General features: G+C 53.2%; 16 protein-coding genes and 1 other annotated feature. Of the genes, 4 read left to right on the plus strand and 12 right to left on the minus strand.

Annotated elements, in window-relative coordinates; genetic code table 11:
* Position 1: 1 nt before the first annotated feature.
* The 4 genes from thrA to yjjY all read right to left on the minus strand — a co-directional run bounded on the left by thrA (position 2) and on the right by yjjY (position 4,047).
* A complete protein-coding gene (thrA, locus tag FCH32_RS08330) occupies positions 2-2,464 on the minus strand; it encodes a bifunctional aspartate kinase/homoserine dehydrogenase I (protein WP_137362037.1) in 2,463 nt (820 codons plus the stop codon).
* Positions 2,465-2,487: 23 nt separating this feature from the next.
* Positions 2,488-2,614: a sequence feature (Thr leader region), on the minus strand.
* A complete protein-coding gene (thrL, locus tag FCH32_RS08335; RefSeq protein WP_096759473.1) occupies positions 2,544-2,609 on the minus strand; it encodes a thr operon leader peptide in 66 nt (21 codons plus the stop codon). It overlaps the preceding feature by 66 nt.
* A 206-nt stretch (positions 2,615-2,820) precedes the next feature.
* Positions 2,821-3,507: a tRNA/rRNA methyltransferase gene (locus tag FCH32_RS08340; protein ID WP_115259514.1), complete on the minus strand. Its 687-nt coding sequence runs from the start codon at positions 3,505-3,507 to the stop codon at positions 2,821-2,823.
* 399 nt (positions 3,508-3,906) lie between these two features.
* Entirely contained in the window at positions 3,907-4,047 is a 141-nt protein-coding gene (yjjY, locus tag FCH32_RS08345) for a YjjY family protein (protein ID WP_001541509.1), read from the minus strand.
* Positions 4,048-4,142: 95 nt separating this feature from the next.
* Here yjjY and arcA point away from each other — a divergent pair, with 95 nt between their 5' ends.
* Positions 4,143-4,859, plus strand: coding sequence for a two-component system response regulator ArcA (gene arcA / locus FCH32_RS08350; RefSeq protein WP_001194359.1), 717 nt, complete (start codon positions 4,143-4,145; stop codon positions 4,857-4,859).
* Positions 4,860-4,919: 60 nt separating this feature from the next.
* Here the strand turns inward: arcA and creD are convergent, their stop codons facing one another.
* The 4 genes from creD to creA are packed head-to-tail and all read right to left on the minus strand — an operon-like array spanning position 4,920 to position 8,923.
* The gene (gene creD / locus FCH32_RS08355) at positions 4,920-6,266 is read right to left on the minus strand and encodes a cell envelope integrity protein CreD (RefSeq protein WP_115259515.1); all 1,347 of its coding nucleotides are present in this window, start codon (positions 6,264-6,266) and stop codon (positions 4,920-4,922) included.
* A gap of 57 nt (positions 6,267-6,323) precedes the next feature.
* Positions 6,324-7,748 (minus strand): two-component system sensor histidine kinase CreC, encoded by a 1,425-nt coding sequence (gene creC / locus FCH32_RS08360; RefSeq protein ID WP_117342346.1) that lies wholly within the window; start codon positions 7,746-7,748, stop codon positions 6,324-6,326.
* Positions 7,748-8,437 carry a two-component system response regulator CreB gene (gene creB / locus FCH32_RS08365; protein ID WP_096758387.1) on the minus strand — a complete coding sequence of 230 codons (690 nt, stop codon included), beginning with the start codon at positions 8,435-8,437 and terminating at the stop codon, positions 7,748-7,750. Before creB ends, creC begins: the two co-directional genes overlap by 1 nt.
* A gap of 12 nt (positions 8,438-8,449) precedes the next feature.
* On the minus strand, positions 8,450-8,923 hold the full coding sequence (creA, locus tag FCH32_RS08370) for a protein CreA (RefSeq protein WP_096758388.1): 474 nt from the start codon (positions 8,921-8,923) through the stop codon (positions 8,450-8,452).
* Positions 8,924-9,134: 211 nt separating this feature from the next.
* Between creA and robA the strand changes: the two genes are divergently transcribed.
* On the plus strand, positions 9,135-10,004 hold the full coding sequence (gene robA, locus FCH32_RS08375; protein WP_096758389.1) for an MDR efflux pump AcrAB transcriptional activator RobA: 870 nt from the start codon (positions 9,135-9,137) through the stop codon (positions 10,002-10,004).
* Here the strand turns inward: robA and gpmB are convergent.
* Positions 10,001-10,648, minus strand: coding sequence for a 2,3-diphosphoglycerate-dependent phosphoglycerate mutase GpmB (gene gpmB / locus FCH32_RS08380; protein ID WP_096758390.1), 648 nt, complete (start codon positions 10,646-10,648; stop codon positions 10,001-10,003). The genes robA and gpmB overlap by 4 nt on opposite strands.
* A 52-nt stretch (positions 10,649-10,700) precedes the next feature.
* Between gpmB and yjjX the strand changes: the two genes are divergently transcribed.
* On the plus strand, positions 10,701-11,216 hold the full coding sequence (gene yjjX / locus FCH32_RS08385) for an inosine/xanthosine triphosphatase (protein WP_096758391.1): 516 nt from the start codon (positions 10,701-10,703) through the stop codon (positions 11,214-11,216).
* Positions 11,217-11,265: 49 nt separating this feature from the next.
* On the opposite strand, the gene trpR is transcribed toward yjjX, so the two are convergent.
* Together trpR and sltY are read right to left on the minus strand one after the other, a co-directional pair.
* On the minus strand, positions 11,266-11,592 hold the full coding sequence (trpR, locus tag FCH32_RS08390) for a trp operon repressor (RefSeq protein WP_096758392.1): 327 nt from the start codon (positions 11,590-11,592) through the stop codon (positions 11,266-11,268).
* 88 nt (positions 11,593-11,680) lie between these two features.
* Positions 11,681-13,618, minus strand: coding sequence for a murein transglycosylase (gene sltY, locus FCH32_RS08395; protein WP_115259518.1), 1,938 nt, complete (start codon positions 13,616-13,618; stop codon positions 11,681-11,683).
* 331 nt (positions 13,619-13,949) lie between these two features.
* Here sltY and ettA point away from each other — a divergent pair, with 331 nt between their 5' ends.
* On the plus strand, positions 13,950-15,617 hold the full coding sequence (gene ettA, locus FCH32_RS08400) for an energy-dependent translational throttle protein EttA (protein ID WP_096758394.1): 1,668 nt from the start codon (positions 13,950-13,952) through the stop codon (positions 15,615-15,617).
* 101 nt (positions 15,618-15,718) lie between these two features.
* Here ettA and nadR read toward each other — a convergent pair whose 3' ends face one another.
* The gene (nadR, locus tag FCH32_RS08405; RefSeq protein ID WP_135912622.1) at positions 15,719-16,951 is read right to left on the minus strand and encodes a multifunctional transcriptional regulator/nicotinamide-nucleotide adenylyltransferase/ribosylnicotinamide kinase NadR; all 1,233 of its coding nucleotides are present in this window, start codon (positions 16,949-16,951) and stop codon (positions 15,719-15,721) included.
* Positions 16,952-16,989 lie beyond the last annotated feature (38 nt).

A 16,989-nucleotide genomic window follows, 5' to 3' on the forward strand; every position in this document is an offset into this window, starting at 1 on the left:
GTTAAACTCCTAACTTCCATGAAAGGGTGCGTAGCAGATCGGCAAAGACGCCCGCCGCCGTGACATCATTACCTGCACCGTAACCACGCAGTACCAGCGGTAATGGCTGGTAGTAGTGACTGTAGAACGCCAGCGCGTTTTCGCCATTTTTCACTTTATACAGCGGATCGTTGCCATCCACTTCGGCGATTTTCACCCGACACACACCGTCTTCTTCGATATTGCCAACATAGCGCATGACTTTCCCCTCATCACGGGCTTTCGCCACGCGCGCGGCAAACGCATCATCGAGCTGCGACAGCTTAGCCATAAACGCAGAGACATCGCCAGAATCATCAAAATCTTGCGGTAACACCGGCTCAATAACGATATCGCTAAGCTCCAGCTCGCGACCGGTTTCGCGGGCGAGGATCAGCAGTTTGCGCGCCACATCCGTCCCGGAAAGGTCATCGCGTGGATCGGGCTCGGTATAGCCCATTTCGCGTGCCAGCGTGGTGGCTTGCGAGAAGCTCATGCCTTCATCCAGCTTGCCAAAAATAAACGACAGCGAACCGGACAGAATCCCCGAGAAGCGTTGCAGTTCATCACCTGCACTGAGCAGGTTTTGCAGGTTTTCGATAACCGGTAAGCCTGCGCCAACGTTGGTGTCATAGAGGAATTTACGTCGGGACTTCGCGGCGGCAAAACGTAGCTGATGGTAGTAATCCATCGACGAGGTATTCGCCTTTTTATTCGGCGTCACGACGTGGAAGCCTTCGCGCAGGAAGTCCGCATACTGATCTGCCACGGCCTGACTTGACGTACAGTCCACAATCACCGGGTTAAGCAGATGGTATTCTTTCACCAGGCGAATTAAGCGACCGAGGTTGAAAGGTTCCTTGGCTTCCGCCAGCTCCGCCTGCCAGTTTTCCAGATTCAGACCGTGAACATGGGTCAGCAGGGCCTTCGAATTCGCCACCCCGCAAACGCGTAAATCAATATGCTTGCTCTTCAGCCAGGTTTGTTGCCGCTTAAGCTGTTCAAGCAGCGCAGACCCGACGCCACCGACGCCTATGACAAAGACTTCTATCACCTGATCGGTATTGAACAGCATCTGATGCGTCACGCGCACGCCGGTGGTGGCATCATCATTGTTCACCACCACCGAAATAGAGCGCTCAGACGAGCCCTGGGCGATAGCCACGATATTGATGTTGGCACGCGCCAGCGCGGCAAAGAATTTCGCGGAGATACCGCGCAGCGTACGCATACCGTCGCCAACTACTGAGATGATCGCCAGGCGCTCAGTGACCGCCAGCGGCTCCAGCAGTCCTTCTTTCAACTCGAGGTAGAATTCATCCTGCATCGCACGCTGTGCACGCGCACAGTCGCCCTGCGGGACGCAGAAGCTGATGCTGTATTCAGAAGACGACTGGGTGATCAGTACCACCGAAATCCCTGCGCGAGACATCGCGGCAAACACGCGGGCCGCCATGCCGACCATCCCTTTCATTCCAGGACCCGACACGCTGAACATCGCCATATTGTTGAGATTCGAAATGCCTTTTACCGGCAGATCATCTTCATCGCGGCTGGCGCCAATCAGCGTACCCGGCGCTTGCGGGTTACCGGTATTTTTAATCAGGCAAGGGATCTGGAACTGGGCAATCGGGGTAATGGTGCGCGGGTGAAGCACTTTGGCGCCGAAATAAGACAGCTCCATCGCTTCCTGATAAGACATTGACTTCAGCAGTCTGGCATCGGGGACCTGACGCGGGTCGCAGGTATACACGCCGTCAACGTCCGTCCAGATCTCACAGCAGTCTGCACGCAAACAGGCAGCCAGCACGGCGGCGGAGTAATCAGAGCCGTTACGTCCCAGCACCACCAGCTCACCTTTTTCATTCCCGGCGGTAAAGCCTGCCATCAACACCATATGGTCTGCCGGAATACGGCTGGCGGCAATTCGACGCGTAGACTCGGTAATATCAACGGTCGATTCGAGGTAATGACCCACCGCTAACAGTTTCTCAACCGGATCAATAACCGTCACTTTGTGGCCACGTGCTTCCAGCAGCCCGGCCATAATTGCGATCGACATTTTTTCACCACGGCAGATAAGCGCGGCGTTGATGCTGTCCGGGCACTGTCCCAGCAGGCTGATGCCGTGCAGAACATGCTTAATTTGGGCAAATTCTTGTTCAACAAAGGCTTTGAGTTGCGCCAGCGGGAAACCGGGCTGAACCGCGGCAAGACCGACCAAAAGCTCAGAGAAAATACGTTCGGCGTCGCTGATATTGGCTAAAGCATCCTGGCCACCGATGGTCTTCTCAATCATCGCCACCAGATGGTTAGTGATTTTTGCCGGGGCAGAGAGGACGGTCGCAACCTGCCCCTGCCTGGCATTGCTTTCCAGAATATCGGCAACCCGCAGAAAGCGCTCTGCATTTGCCACTGATGTACCGCCAAACTTCAACACTCGCATGGTTTACCTCGTTGCCTCTGGTCGAAAAAAAAGCCCGCACTGTTTAGGTGCGGGCTTTTTTCTGTGTTTCCTGTACGCGTCAGCCCGCACCGTTACCTGTGGTAATGGTGATGGTTGTAGTAATGGTGGTGCCGATGCGTTTCATGATGTTGTGTGCTCTGTAATTATTATCTGTCTGTGCTCTATTCTTTTAGGGTTAAAGTATCTCGTGACCTAAGTCAATAAATTTCTAAATTGATCACGTTCCGAAACTTGTTCACGAGTCACTGCTTACCGTTTTACTTTCAACCAATACGGCGCGTCAGGCACGCTTGAAGTTAGAATAAAAAACCCACAAAGAATAGATTGGCAATATTTTATTTTGTGATATTTTTTTCAATATCATGTAAAAAACGGTGCAACATTGCCGTGTCTCGCTGTCCTAACAGGCCCATTCGTTGTTGCAACCAGTCCGTGAGTTTGATGTCATCGGCAACATCCAGCGTGGTCAATAAACGTAAAACACGCGTCCGTAATGCCTGGAGCTGAAGCTCATCCGTCACCTCAGCGGTTTTAGCGGGCTGTTGTATTAAACCGGCTAATTGATAGCAATACACCATCACCGCCTGCCCCAAATTCAGTGAAGGATAGTCAGCCACCATCGGTACGCCGGTCAACACGTCTGCCAGCGCCAGTTCTTCATTCGTCAGGCCAGAATCCTCACGGCCAAAAACCAGCGCAGCGTGATCCATCCACGCCGATTTTTCCTCCAGCAACGGAACCAATTCGACCGGAGTAGCGTAATAATGAAACTTTGCGCGACTGCGCGCCGTGGTAGCAACGGTAAAATCCACGTCGTGCAACGCCTCGGCTAACGTTGTAAAAACGTTAATATTATCAATAATGTCACCCGAACCGTGGGCCACCCAGCGCGTGGCCGGTTCCAGGTGTGCCTGACTGTCAACGATCCGCAACTCGGTGAATCCCATGGTTTTCATCGCACGGGCTGCCGCACCAATATTTTCCGCTCTGGCAGGGGCCACCAGAATAATTGTTAAACGCATTTTGCTACTCTTTTTGGTCAGTTTGCCGATAATAATGTGATGCACATCAACATATTACGCAGCGCGAATTTACATATTTTTAACAGAGATCACTGAAAAAGCATTTTACATTAAGTAAAAAATGCTAAACTGTTTCGTACCTGTACTATTGCTTTTTATGTTAACAGAAGTTGCATATCCTTCTGTTTATTCATGATAATTTAATTTAAAATGGATCTCATTCGTAGGATTCATTACATTTATTAGTTAGCACGTGCAACTAGTTGTATTATTGCAATTTTGTGATGAAAGCTAACATTTGGATACGATGATTTCATCAAACTGTTAACGTGCTACAATTGAACTTGATATATGTCAACGAAGCGTAGTTTTATTGGGTGTCCGGTACGTCTTAGCCTGTTATGTTGCTGTTAAAATGGTTAGGATGACAGCCGTTTTTGACACTGTCGGGTCCAGAGGGAAAGTGCCCACGACCAAGCTAATGATGTTGTTGACGTTGATGGAAAGTGCATCAAGAACGCAATTACGTACTTTAGTCATGTTACGCCGATCATGTTAATTTACGACATGCATCAGGCAGGTCAGGGACTTTTGTACTTCCTGTTTCGATTTAGTTGGCAATTTAGGTAGCAAACATGCAGACCCCGCACATTCTTATCGTTGAAGACGAGTTAGTAACACGTAACACGTTGAAAAGCATTTTCGAAGCGGAAGGCTATGATGTATTCGAGGCGACAGATGGCGCGGAAATGCATCAGATCCTCTCTGAATATGACATCAACCTTGTGATTATGGATATCAATCTGCCAGGTAAAAACGGTCTTCTGTTAGCGCGCGAACTCCGCGAACAAGCTAACGTTGCGCTGATGTTCCTGACGGGCCGCGATAACGAAGTCGATAAAATTCTCGGCCTCGAAATCGGCGCGGATGATTACATCACCAAACCGTTTAACCCGCGTGAACTGACTATCCGTGCTCGTAACTTGCTGTCCCGTACCATGAACCTGGGCACGGTCAGCGAAGAACGTCGTAGCGTCGAAAGCTACAAGTTCAATGGTTGGGAACTGGACATCAACAGCCGTTCTCTGATCGGTCCTGACGGCGAGCAGTATAAACTGCCACGCAGCGAATTCCGTGCCATGCTTCACTTCTGTGAGAATCCGGGCAAGATCCAGTCTCGCGCAGAACTGCTGAAAAAAATGACCGGTCGCGAACTGAAGCCGCATGACCGTACCGTTGACGTGACTATCCGTCGTATTCGTAAGCATTTCGAATCTACGCCGGATACGCCAGAAATCATCGCCACCATTCACGGTGAAGGCTATCGTTTCTGCGGCGACCTGCAGGATTAATCTCATCCTTGCGGGAACAAAAACGGCGCGTAAAGCGCCGTTTTTCATTTTATCTCCACCCTACTTCCACAAACGAAATTCATCGTTTTCCACGGGTTGCGTCTCTTTTGCTTTGGGCCGAGCCAGTGCGTGCCAGTCAAGATGACGCGTCAGGAACATAATCCCGCACAGTGCCAATAACAGCACGCCGGTTCCCAGTAGCAAAGAACTGTCCTGCGAACGCAGTAACACCCACATCACCCCGTCCAGTGCCAACAGCGCCAGGGTGAACAGAATACTGTTACGCCACCCTTGTAATACCGCCTGTAAATACACGCCGTTCATCAGGGCACCAATCAGGCTGGCAATAATCCACGCCGCGGTAAAACCAATATGTTCTGACAGTGCCAGCAACAGCAGATAAAACATCACCAGCGATAACCCTACCAACAGATACTGCATGGGGTGCAGGCGCAGGCTGGTCATACTCTCAAGCACAAAGAAAGACATAAAAGTCAGCACGATCAGTAAGATGGCATACTTCGTTGCTCTGTCGGTCAGCTGATATTGATCGGCCGGTGTAGCTACCGCCACGCTAAACGCTGGCATTCCCTGCCAGCCAATTTTTTCCCCATCAAAACGATCACCGAGGTTATTGGCAAACCAGCTGCTTTGCCATTGGGCCGTAAACCCTGATGCACTAACTTCACGCTTCGTGGGCAAAAAATCCCCCAGAAAATTGGGATGCGGCCAGTTACTGGTTAGGGTCATTTCGCTGTTACGTCCAATGGGGACAACGGAAAAATCCCCGGTACCGTTCAGATTAAGCGACAGCGCCAGACTAAGGTTTTGCTTCGTCCATTCCGCATCCGGCAGCGGAATGTGGATCCCCTGCGCACGCCCATCAAGCCCCGTTCCCGGCTCAACGGCCAGCGACGTCCCGTTAATCTGCGGCACTTTCACCACGCCAATCCCGCGTGCGTCGCCGACGCCAACCACAATAAACGGTTTCCCTAACGTTATATTAGGGTGATGCAATTCACTCAGCCGTTCCGCATTGAACTCCGCGTTCAACGACACATCGTTATGCCAGACCTGGCCCTCATAAATGCCGACTTTACGTCCTTCAACATTTTGATTGCCCTCAACCATCAACGACTCCGGCAGCCAGAAATGGATATAGCTGCGCTTTTGCGAGACTTCTTTACCGTCTTCCAGCGAGGTATAAAGTTCGGTCACGGGGATAGCAATTAGCGGCCCAACTAACTTCTGCGGCCCACTGGTACTCTGCCGGATAGCATCTTCGACCTCATTACGGTAATCCGATCGCTCAACGATTATCTGCCTGACCATCGTCAGAGGAATTAACAGCAACAGCATGGCGCCACCTAAGGTGACGATTTTCCAGAACAGGGGGGATTTCAACATAGCGTTCTCCTTTGCAATGACGACAAGGTAGAACGGCTATGTGCGCAGAATTTGAAGTTATGTGAAGTGACGGTGAAGTGTGAACGACGCCTGTACTCCGCCTTCGGGGCGATTACTCAGTGTCACATCGCCGTCAAACAGACGGGCAACTTCGCTGACAAACGCCAGCCCCAGACCGCTGCTCTTGTGACCATTCTTGCGGGGCAGTGAATAAAATCGTTCAAAAATGCGCGGTAACGCAAAATCAGGGATCCCGCTGCCGCAGTCCGTCACCTGCAATGAGACCTTTTCTCCTTGCTGCTGCGCACTCAGGACAATGGTCCCCTGTTCAGGGGTAAAGTCGATGGCGTTATCCAGCAGATTACCCATGGCCTGCTCCAGCAGCGCAGGTTCAGCCGCAACCACCCATGATGAGGGCACAATGTTGAGCGTGATATGTTTAGCAGCCAACTGGACGCTACGCGACTCGCGCAACTGAGCAAACAGTACATCAACCGCAACGGGCGTAAACGCAACATCCTGCCGGTTTTCCAGCCGCGCCTGGCGCAACAGGGTTTCGACCAGTGCCTGCATACGCGCATTTTGCGTCAGAATATTTTCGGTAAAACGTGCCACCACGTCAGGTGGCGGCCCTTCACGTAAAATCTCCGCCGCGCCACGAATAGCCGCCAGCGGGCTTTTCAGTTCATGGGTTAAGGCATACACATACTGCTCAATGTAATTCTTACCCTCCAGCTTCAGGCGCATACTTTCCAGCGCCTGCGCCAGTTTTCGCAATTCACTGCTGCCTAAATCCGGTAACGCGACGGGCCGATTCTCGGTCACCGAGTCAGCATAGCGCGCCAGCCGGGCAATAGAGCGGTTGATCCACCATACCATTCCCACGCCAATCACTAATGCGATCCCCAGCAACACCGCGCTCGCCCACAGCATCCGCCGCTCGCTGCGTTTAATTACCGGTGCCATTGCCGCATTGGGCTTCCCGACGCTAAGCACCCCAATAATGCGCTCACCGTCGATAATCGGTGCCGCAACGTACATCACCGAGCTTTCCGGGTCAGCCGGATTTTGCAGCGTACTGCGCGCACCATATTGCCCGCGCAGCGTTAACCACACGTCGTTCCAGCGGGAATAATCTTCCCCTACTGCTTTATTGGCGGAATCAAACAACACCTTGCCCTGAGCATCAGTCATGTAGACGTGATACTCATTGCGCACTTTGTTAATGCCGCTGATGTTGGCACGAAAAGGGCGGTTATGCAGTTGCGAGAAGGCCTGCGCCAACTTACCGTTGGCAGCAGAGCCAGAGAGTACGTCGTCGCGTGCCAGCGCCGCTAACAGCGTGGCGGTGTCAATCAGCGTGCCTTCGGTGGCCCGGCGTACGCCAGGTTTAATCTCCTGCACAAAAATAGACAGAACAAACCAGGCGGCAACGGCGACAATCAAAAAGTAGCCCAGCAGCAGTCGCATGCCAATGCGCATCAGGCGTTCCTCAGGCTGTATCCCATCCCGCGATGCGTGTTAATCGGCGAGAGATCCGGATTAATAGCCCGCAGTTTGGCGCGCAGTGTTTTGATGTGCGTGTCCACCGTTCTGTCGTAGGTATCCTGCGCATCGGCCCAAACTAAATCCATCAGTTGCTGGCGCGAGTAGATACGCCCCGGCGACATCAGCAAGGTTTTCAGCAACAGGAACTCATAGCGCGTCAGGTTTAACGGACAGCCAAACCACGCAATCTGCGCGGCGGGTTCATTGAGTTCAAAATTGCCAAAACGCGCTGCCGATGGCGGTGCTGCAAATTTCCTCACCCGCCGCAGCAGCGTGCGCACCCGGGCGCACACCTCGCGCGGCGAGAAGGGTTTGGCGACGTAATCATCCGCGCCAATCTCCAGACCTAACAGGCGGTCCACTTCATCGCTGCGGGCGGTCAGAAAAAGAACCGGCAGCGCCGGGTGGCGCTCCAGCAGACGTCGGCACAGTTCAAAACCGCTGATATCAGGCAGTCCGACGTCGAGGATTATCGCATCCGGGCATCGCTGACGCGCGCTTTCCAGCACCGGCAGTCCACGCTCAAACGCTTCCACGCTAAAACCTTCCTGTTGCAGCATGTAGATAAGCGTATCCGCGATACCCTGCTCATCCTCAACCAACCAGATCAACGCCTGTTGCATTTTGCTTCCTTGTTACTGCCGCCACGGCATGATGGGCACCGCGCTGATGGCATTTTTCGGCGAACCGTCGACAACCTTGTCGGAATAGGCCAGATACGCCAGCGTGTTGCGTTTTTCATCATAAAAACGCACCACCTGTAATGATTTAAACACCAGCGACGTCCGTTTCTTAAAGACGACTTCGCCCTGCGCTTTACCGTTCTTGATTCTGTCGCTTAGCTCAACCGGCCCCACTTGCTGGCAGGAAATGGCGGCATCGGAGGTATCTTCAGCCAGCCCTAACCCGCCCTTAATGCCACCGGTTTTTGCGCGGCTAACATAGCAGGTCACATTGGTTACATCGGGATCGTCAAACGCTTCGACGACGATTTTATGATCCGGTCCAAACATTTTAAATACCGTATCGACAGAACCAATCTGCTCCGCATGGGCCACCTGCGCCAACAACAGCAAAATTGAGGAAATGACTAAGCTCTTATATTTCATATTGTTACCATTTTTAAAAGTTGCCCTGAGCAATTATTCAACATTCTAAAATAAAATGTATACAGATCACAGGATTACAATAATCACGCTTTCGTATGTCCGAAAACAGCATTTATGAGCAAAAAAAACACTGAATGCTAAAACAGCAAAAAATGCTATTATCCTCTTACCTGACGTCAGGTACTCGCTGTTGAAAGGATGAGGATATTTTATGGATCAGGCTGGCATTATTCGCGACCTATTAATCTGGCTGGAAGGTCATCTGGATCAGCCTCTGTCGCTTGACAATGTGGCGGCAAAAGCAGGCTATTCCAAGTGGCATCTGCAGAGAATGTTTAAGGACGTGACGGGCCACGCTATTGGTGCCTACATCCGCGCCCGTCGTTTATCGAAGTCCGCTGTGGCGCTACGCCTGACTGCGCGTCCGATTCTGGATATTGCCCTGCAATACCGTTTTGACTCTCAACAGACGTTTACCCGTGCGTTCAAAAAACAATTCGCTCAGACGCCTGCACTGTACCGCCGCTCGCCGGAATGGAGCGCTTTTGGTATTCGCCCACCGATGCGACTCGGGGAATTTGCGATGCCAGCGCATCAGTTCGTGACGCTGGAAGACACGCAGTTGCTCGGCACCACGCAAAGCTACTCTTGCTCGCTGGAACAGATTTCCGACTTCCGTCATGAAATGCGTATTCAGTTCTGGCGCGACTTCCTGAGCCAGGCTCCTGCCATTCCGCCGGTGCTGTACGGACTCAACGAAACGCGTCCGAGTTTTGAAAAAGATGACGAGCAGGAAGTCTTCTATACCACCGCACTCACACCGGAACAGGCCAGCGGCTATGTACCGTCCGCGCAGCCAATCCTGTTGCAGGGCGGCGAATATGTCATGTTTACCTATGAAGGCCTGGGAACGGGCGTGCAGGAATTTATTCTGACAGTGTATGGCACCTGTATGCCAATGCTGAACCTGACTCGTCGTAAAGGTCAGGATATAGAGCGATACTACCCGGCAGAAGATGCCAAAGCAGGCGATCGCCCTATTAACCTACGCTGCGAATTCCTGATTCCTATTCGCCGTTAACGCTGTAGCTCATCCAACGCAGGGGCGTCCAGATGCGAGATGTCCCCTGCCGTTTCGACCACCCAACCCGGCGCAAGCCATAAACTTTCCTGATAATCGACGCGGGAAATCGAGCAGTTGCGCAGACGCAGCCGACGCTCAGCCCAGGCGGGCAGTCCCAGAATCGTACTCACCAGGCAACCCAGCGCAATACCGTGGCTTACCAGCAATGGGCGGCTCCCTTGCGGCAGTTCCAGACAAGATGCCAGCGCGGCGTTAACACGATCGGCCAGTTCCTGCATGGATTCCCCATCCGGAATACGACCATCAACCGTGCCGTTGACTAACTGGCGACGCCAGCCCTCTTCCTCTGGCGTCAGAGAGTCGATGTGGCGCTTTTCCAGCACCCCCATATTCAGCTCGCGCAGGCGGGCGTCGAAGGTGATATCACAGCCACACGCCTGGGCGATGATTTCTGCGGTGCGTCGTGTACGACCTAAATCGCTACTGATGACGTGAGTAATGCCAAGCGAGCGGGCGCGTTCGCCAACCTGCATAGCTTGCTGTTCACCTTTAGCGGTCAGCGGGCTGTCTGACTGGCCTTGAATACGTCGCTCGGCGTTCCACTGCGTTTCACCGTGGCGAACAAGGTATACCTGTAACATGCGTTTTTTCCGTTATACTGCGATGCGATGAATTTTCAAACTGAGCTTAATTATGCACAAGGTTATCTCTGCGACCACCAATCCTGCCAAAATTCAGGCAATTCTTCGGGCATTTGAAGAGATTTTCGGTGAAGGATCCTGCCATATTGAACCCGTCGCCGTCGAGAGCGGTGTGCCGGAACAACCTTTTGGAAGTCAGGAAACGCGCACTGGCGCACGAAATCGCATAGATAACGCACGCCGCCTGCATCCGCAGGCCGATTTCTGGGTGGCCATTGAAGCCGGCATTGACGATGACGCGACCTTCAGCTGGGTGGTGATTGATAATGGCGTTCAGCGCGGTGAAGCGCGTTCCGCTACGCTACCGCTGCCGGCGGTGATTCTCGACAGAGTCCGTCAGGGAGAAGCGCTCGGTCCGGTGATGTCACAGTACACTGGCATTGACGAGATAGGCCGTAAAGAAGGGGCGATTGGCGTGTTTACCGCCGGGAAGTTAACCCGTGCCAGCGTCTATCACCAGGCGGTGATCCTGGCGCTCAGCCCGTTCCATAACGCGGTGTATCGGTAATTATTTGCGCTACGTTATAGGCCTGATAAGCACTGCGCCATCAGGCAATTCAATCTTTTCCGAGCAGCACCTGTTCCAGCCACTGACGCAGCTCGACCGGCGCAGTTTTGAGGCTATTGGACCCACGCGTTATGGTCGCAATACCGGCCCCAAGCTCGTTTTTCAACTCGCGTTGGCTCATCTCGCCGCGCAGCAGTTCTTCAATAATGCGCACGCGAGTCCCCAGCGCTTCGCGCTCATCAGGCGTTAACATCAAATTGAGCAATGGCTGGTGTAAATCTTGCTCATAAGCGTGTTTAAGCAGGTCGACAAAACGTAACCACTCCTGGTGACGCTGTTCTGCCATCTCTGCTGAATAGGGTGATTGCTGAGTCATAAGATATCGCCATCGTTGCGGGGGAGGCGCGATTGCCTCCCCCTTTGTACTCTTTAACGAGTACGATAGCATAACACACTCACCACGATCAGTAACGGCGTTGCCATTCTGCGTCGTTCATCAATTCCGGCTTATCACCGAGGAAGTAACGATAGTAGGCATCGTAAGCCAGCACGTTTTTCACGTACCCACGGGTCTCGGAGAACGGGATGCTTTCTACAAAGGCCACCGCGTCAATGCGCCCTGCACTGTTGCCAAGCCAGGTACGAACGCGACCCGGTCCGGCGTTATAGGCTGCTGAAGCAAAGATGCGGTTATTGCCAAACTGTTGATACACATACTGTAAATAGCTGGTGCCGATGTTGATATTGGTCTCAGGATCCAACAGCTGATTCGGACTGCTGTAACCCGGAATCGAGAACATCTTCACTGTATGCGTCGCCGTACCCGGCATAATTTGCATCAACCCGCTGGCACCCACCGGCGATTTTACCTTCGGGTTCCAGGCACTTTCCTGACGGGCAATGGCCATCGCGTAGCTTGGCTGAATGTCTTTCCCGCTGGTGTAACGGGTAAACAGATCTTTGTAGGCCAGCGGGAAACGCTCTTCCAGATGATCCCAGAGTTTGCCAGCGATCGTGGCCTGCACGCTCAGATCCCACCAGTGGTTGTTAAACGCATAACGCGCCAGCTGCGCCTGCTCAGACTTGGTGCGGCTGGTGACCAGATTCGCCCACTCGCTGCGCGCGGTGTTGTCCATGTTCCAGTACATCAACTCACGTACGCGCGCCATCTCCGGTCCCTGCGTCAGGGCAGCGTCAACATCCGCAGGCGCTTTGTCTATTTTCAGCGTGTATTCTTCACCAAGGCGCTGTGCTGCCACCATCGGATAGAAGCCACGCTGCTGCATCAGCGCATGCAGGATCTCTTTCGCTTCGGCGTCACGTCCGCGCTCCAGCAGCAGATCCGCCTGCCAGTAACGCCATTCATCTTTTTCCTTCGCGTCCATCGGCAGACGCGCCAGCCAGGTATTCAGCCCTCGACGATCGCCAGTTCCCAGCGCCATCCGCACGCGGCGCTCCACAAGCGTGGTGGATTGTGAGCGCATAATCGCGTCATCGCGCCATTTGGCCTGCTCGTCAGTAACGTCGTTGCCCATCAGACGCCAGGCGACGATATCGCGCAGCTCCTGAGTTTGATCGTCATTTAACTGCTGCGCCTGCGCCAATGAAGGGATCATCAAACGTGCATTTTCCGCGTCCTGACGCGCTACGCTGGCAAACGCCACCGCCGCCATCTGACGGGTAAAATCCGTAGCGCCGGTGGTGCGCGCAAACGTCATCACCGAATTAGGGTTATTTGCCAGTGCAATAATCGCTGAAGCAATGGTCTGATAATCCGCTGGCATTTGTCCGGCCAGCGCGGTAACCAGTCCGGTATTACCCGCCTTCATCGCCAGGCGAATACGTTCAAGATACGCTAACGGATCCTGAGTCCCCGATGCCCGCCATACGCCGAATAATTTGTCACAGGCGTTGGGCTGACTCTTCCCGGTCAGCCAAAGATCTTTTGCACCTTGCCAGGCTTCTTCGGCCTGCCCGGTACTCCATTTCGCATAGTAGTAATTACATTGCGCTTCGGTGGTGCCGGGCTTATCCGGGCTGAATGCTAACAACCCTCGCCAGTCTTCCCGACGTGCCAATTCGTTCACGAAGCGCGATTGCAACGTGCGTGCAGGCGGCAGCGTTGGATTAGCGCGCACAAAATTGGTGACGGTAACGGTGGGCTGATTCATCAGATCGTCAGTAATCTGGCGATATTCAAGGTAGGGATACAGAGGGTAGCTTTTCAGGCCCGGCATCATCTGCTCGACGACGTCCATCTGCCGGTTATCCCAGGCCTGCTTAATTTGTGCATAGCGATTGCGCTGTTCATCCAGAGAATCCGCTCGCGCCACTTGACTGACCGTCAGCAGACATACGCTGGCTGCCAGCAGGCGCCAGGCTACGTGTTTGGCTTTGTCCACAAGCTCTTCCTCTTATCGTGTTACGACTGTGCAGCATCATGCCGCTTAATAGATTCATGCTAATCAGACATTGCAGAAAGTGCCACGTTCCGGACACTTTTTTACTTTTGTTGCGAGTGAGATCTGCTGGCTGGGATTGAGCAATGAAAAAGGCTACACTTCGCCTTTGATAACTATTCATCACCCTACTCAAAATCATTCTGGCTGCATCAAGGCGGCAAGAGAGAAAATCCCTGCAAGCATAGATGGCTATGTGACCAGGGTTTTCGAATGCAGCCAACACAGAGGCAGCCTGAAGGATGAAGAGTATATAAAAGAGGCGAAGTCCAACGTGGCTCAATTCGTTTATACCATGCATCGTGTCGGCAAAGTCGTTCCGCCGAAACGTCATATTCTTAAAAACATCTCTCTGAGCTTCTTCCCGGGTGCCAAAATCGGTGTACTCGGTCTGAACGGCGCGGGTAAATCCACCCTGCTGCGCATCATGGCCGGTATTGATACCGACATCGAGGGCGAAGCTCGTCCACAGCCGGGCCTCAAGATCGGTTACCTGCCTCAGGAGCCGAAGCTGAATCCGGAACATACCGTGCGTGAGTCCGTTGAAGAAGCGGTCGCCGACGTGGTTAACGCCCTGAAAGGCCTGGATGAAGTGTACGCGAAGTACGCCGAGCCGGATGCCGACTTCGATAAGCTTGCCGCACAGCAGGGTAAATTCGAAGAAATCATTCAGGCACACGACGGCCACAACCTGAACGTGCAGCTGGAGCGCGCCGCTGACGCACTCCGTCTGCCGGACTGGGATGCCAAAATTGAGAAGCTGTCCGGGGGTGAACGCCGCCGCGTCGCGCTGTGCCGCCTGCTGCTGGAAAAACCAGACATGCTGCTGCTCGACGAACCGACCAACCATCTGGATGCAGAATCCGTGGCATGGCTGGAACGCTTCCTGCACGACTTCGAAGGGACCGTGGTGGCAATTACCCACGACCGTTACTTCCTCGATAACGTGGCTGGCTGGATCCTGGAGCTTGACCGCGGTGAAGGTATTCCGTGGGAAGGTAACTACTCTTCCTGGCTGGAGCAGAAAGATCAGCGTCTGGCGCAGGAAGCCTCTCAGGAAGCGGCTCGCCGTAAATCCATTGAGAAAGAGCTGGAGTGGGTACGCCAGGGTGCAAAAGGCCGTCAGTCGAAGGGTAAAGCCCGTCTGGCACGCTTTGAAGAGCTCAACAATACCGAATACCAGAAGCGTAACGAAACCAACGAACTGTTTATCCCACCAGGACCTCGTCTGGGCGATAAAGTCGTTGAGGTTACTAACCTGCGTAAATCCTACGGCGACCGCGTCCTGATCGACGACCTGAGCTTCTCGGTACCGAAAGGCGCTATCGTCGGGATCATCGGTCCGAACGGCGCGGGTAAATCCACCCTGTTCCGCATGCTCTCCGGTGAAGAACAGCCAGATAGCGGCACCATTGAACTGGGTGAAACCGTGAAACTGGCCTCCGTTGACCAGTTCCGTGACGCAATGGATAACAGCAAAACCGTGTGGGAAGAAGTATCCGGCGGGCTGGATATCATGAAGATCGGCAACACCGAAATGCCAAGCCGCGCTTACGTAGGCCGCTTCAACTTCAAAGGTGTTGATCAGGGTAAACGCGTCGGCGAGCTGTCCGGTGGTGAGCGTGGTCGTCTGCACCTGGCGAAGCTGCTGCAGGTTGGCGGCAACATGCTGCTGCTCGATGAACCGACCAACGACCTGGATATCGAAACCCTGCGCGCGCTGGAAAACGCCCTGCTGGAGTTCCCGGGCTGCGCAATGGTTATCTCGCACGACCGTTGGTTCCTCGACCGTATCGCCACCCACATTCTGGATTACCAGGATGAAGGCAAAGTCGAGTTCTTCGAAGGTAACTTTACCGAATACGAAGAGTACAAGAAACGCACGCTGGGCGCAGATGCGCTGGAACCGAAGCGTATCAAGTACAAGCGTATTTCTAAGTAATTGCCGTTAAGTGCCGGATGGCGCTGTGCGTGTCCGGCCTACGAGGTGAGTGCAACTTGTAGGCCGGACAACGCGTTTATGCCGCCATCCGGTATTAAAATCTACCCCTGCTCACCCATCAATTCTTTCACCAACTCCACGCAGCGCAGGAAGCGACCGTCATAGTCTGGCTCCTCGACGTGGACAAAATCGATGTTATTTTCCTGCAGCATTTCCACCAGCAGCGACTGAAACGCCTTCCGGTCAACCGAACTGCCCAGACTGCGTAGTCCATCTGCCACCCACGGCGTGTTATTTTCCAGCAGAATCACCAGGTCAAAGCGGTACTCGTCGATCAGCGCCTGCACAAACGGGTGCTCACGCCCTTCATACTTTTTACAGAACGCCTGCGTCGTGACAAAGTCGGTGTCGATAAATGCCACTTTATTAGCATATTTAACTGCAAAATCAATGTATTGCGCTTGTCCAAGCGCGATTTTATCGTAATCGGAATACTGCAGAGCCATCTCATCGCCGCCCAAATGGGAGAAGACGTAATCACGGCCATATTCCCACGCACTGGTGGTGTTGAAGATATTGGCGAGTTTGTTCACCAGCGTCGATTTTCCGCTCGACTCACCGCCAAGGATCGCCACGGTGCGCACGAAAAACGGTTTCACCTCGGTGGGAATATACTCCCAGTAGCGAAACGGGTTCTCACGGATTTGCCCGCCGCTGATGCTCATGAATGTGCGCTTGGGATCGACCAGCACCGTTTCGATTCCCAGATGTTCCAGATACTGCGGCGCATCGGCTTCTTCAGAGGTGTAGATCCAGTTTGGCTGGATCCCTTTCTCCTGCATAAACGTTTTTATGCCGTTACTCCAGACATCCCAGCCGTGCGGATAGGGCTCCATGCCTTCTTCATTAAAGGCATGAATACGGATATTTTTCTGATATTTGAAGGTTTGCAGCAGCCAGCGAAGACGGTCAGAGACTGTGGGCTGCTGTGACATGGCACTGTCTTCAAACAGGCTACGGTCGCGCGTTTCATCATAGCCCATGATGATATGCAGCTCGTCAACCTGGCTACAGGCGCGCTGGATCAGATAAATATGCCCGGTATGCAGCGGATAAAACTTACCGAATACCACACCGATATTTTTCTGCTGACGGGGAAACTCAAGCCCGAGAAAACGGTGCAGCGCCTCCAGCTTTTGCGCGCTGGGGCTTTTGATTTTGGCATTCAGCAGTTGGCTTAAATATCCCTTGGTCATACCACTGGCATCCGCCACCTGTTGCAAGGTACAGCCCTTTTGCTTAATGGCGGTTTTGAGATAGTCGAACGATGACACAAGAGCCTCCTGCTGGAAAAATCGCGTAACACTGCCTG

Origin of the sequence: Citrobacter gillenii (assembly GCF_013337685.1) — a bacterium.
Lineage (GTDB): Bacteria > Pseudomonadota > Gammaproteobacteria > Enterobacterales > Enterobacteriaceae > Citrobacter > Citrobacter gillenii.

Coding starts and splice junctions, on each gene's coding strand:
- creD (WP_115259515.1), bottom strand. CDS start 6,266: ATGTTGAAATCCCCCCTGTTCTGGAAAATCGTCACCTTAGGTGGCGCC.
- trpR (WP_096758392.1), bottom strand. CDS start 11,592: ATGACTCAGCAATCACCCTATTCAGCAGAGATGGCAGAACAGCGTCAC.
- creA (WP_096758388.1), bottom strand. CDS start 8,923: ATGAAATATAAGAGCTTAGTCATTTCCTCAATTTTGCTGTTGTTGGCG.
- FCH32_RS08340 (WP_115259514.1), bottom strand. CDS start 3,507: ATGCGTTTAACAATTATTCTGGTGGCCCCTGCCAGAGCGGAAAATATT.
- yjjX (WP_096758391.1), top strand. CDS start 10,701: ATGCACAAGGTTATCTCTGCGACCACCAATCCTGCCAAAATTCAGGCA.
- creC (WP_117342346.1), bottom strand. CDS start 7,748: ATGCGCATTGGCATGCGACTGCTGCTGGGCTACTTTTTGATTGTCGCC.
- gpmB (WP_096758390.1), bottom strand. CDS start 10,648: ATGTTACAGGTATACCTTGTTCGCCACGGTGAAACGCAGTGGAACGCC.
- thrA (WP_137362037.1), bottom strand. CDS start 2,464: ATGCGAGTGTTGAAGTTTGGCGGTACATCAGTGGCAAATGCAGAGCGC.
- robA (WP_096758389.1), top strand. CDS start 9,135: ATGGATCAGGCTGGCATTATTCGCGACCTATTAATCTGGCTGGAAGGT.
- arcA (WP_001194359.1), top strand. CDS start 4,143: ATGCAGACCCCGCACATTCTTATCGTTGAAGACGAGTTAGTAACACGT.
- yjjY (WP_001541509.1), bottom strand. CDS start 4,047: ATGACTAAAGTACGTAATTGCGTTCTTGATGCACTTTCCATCAACGTC.
- creB (WP_096758387.1), bottom strand. CDS start 8,437: ATGCAACAGGCGTTGATCTGGTTGGTTGAGGATGAGCAGGGTATCGCG.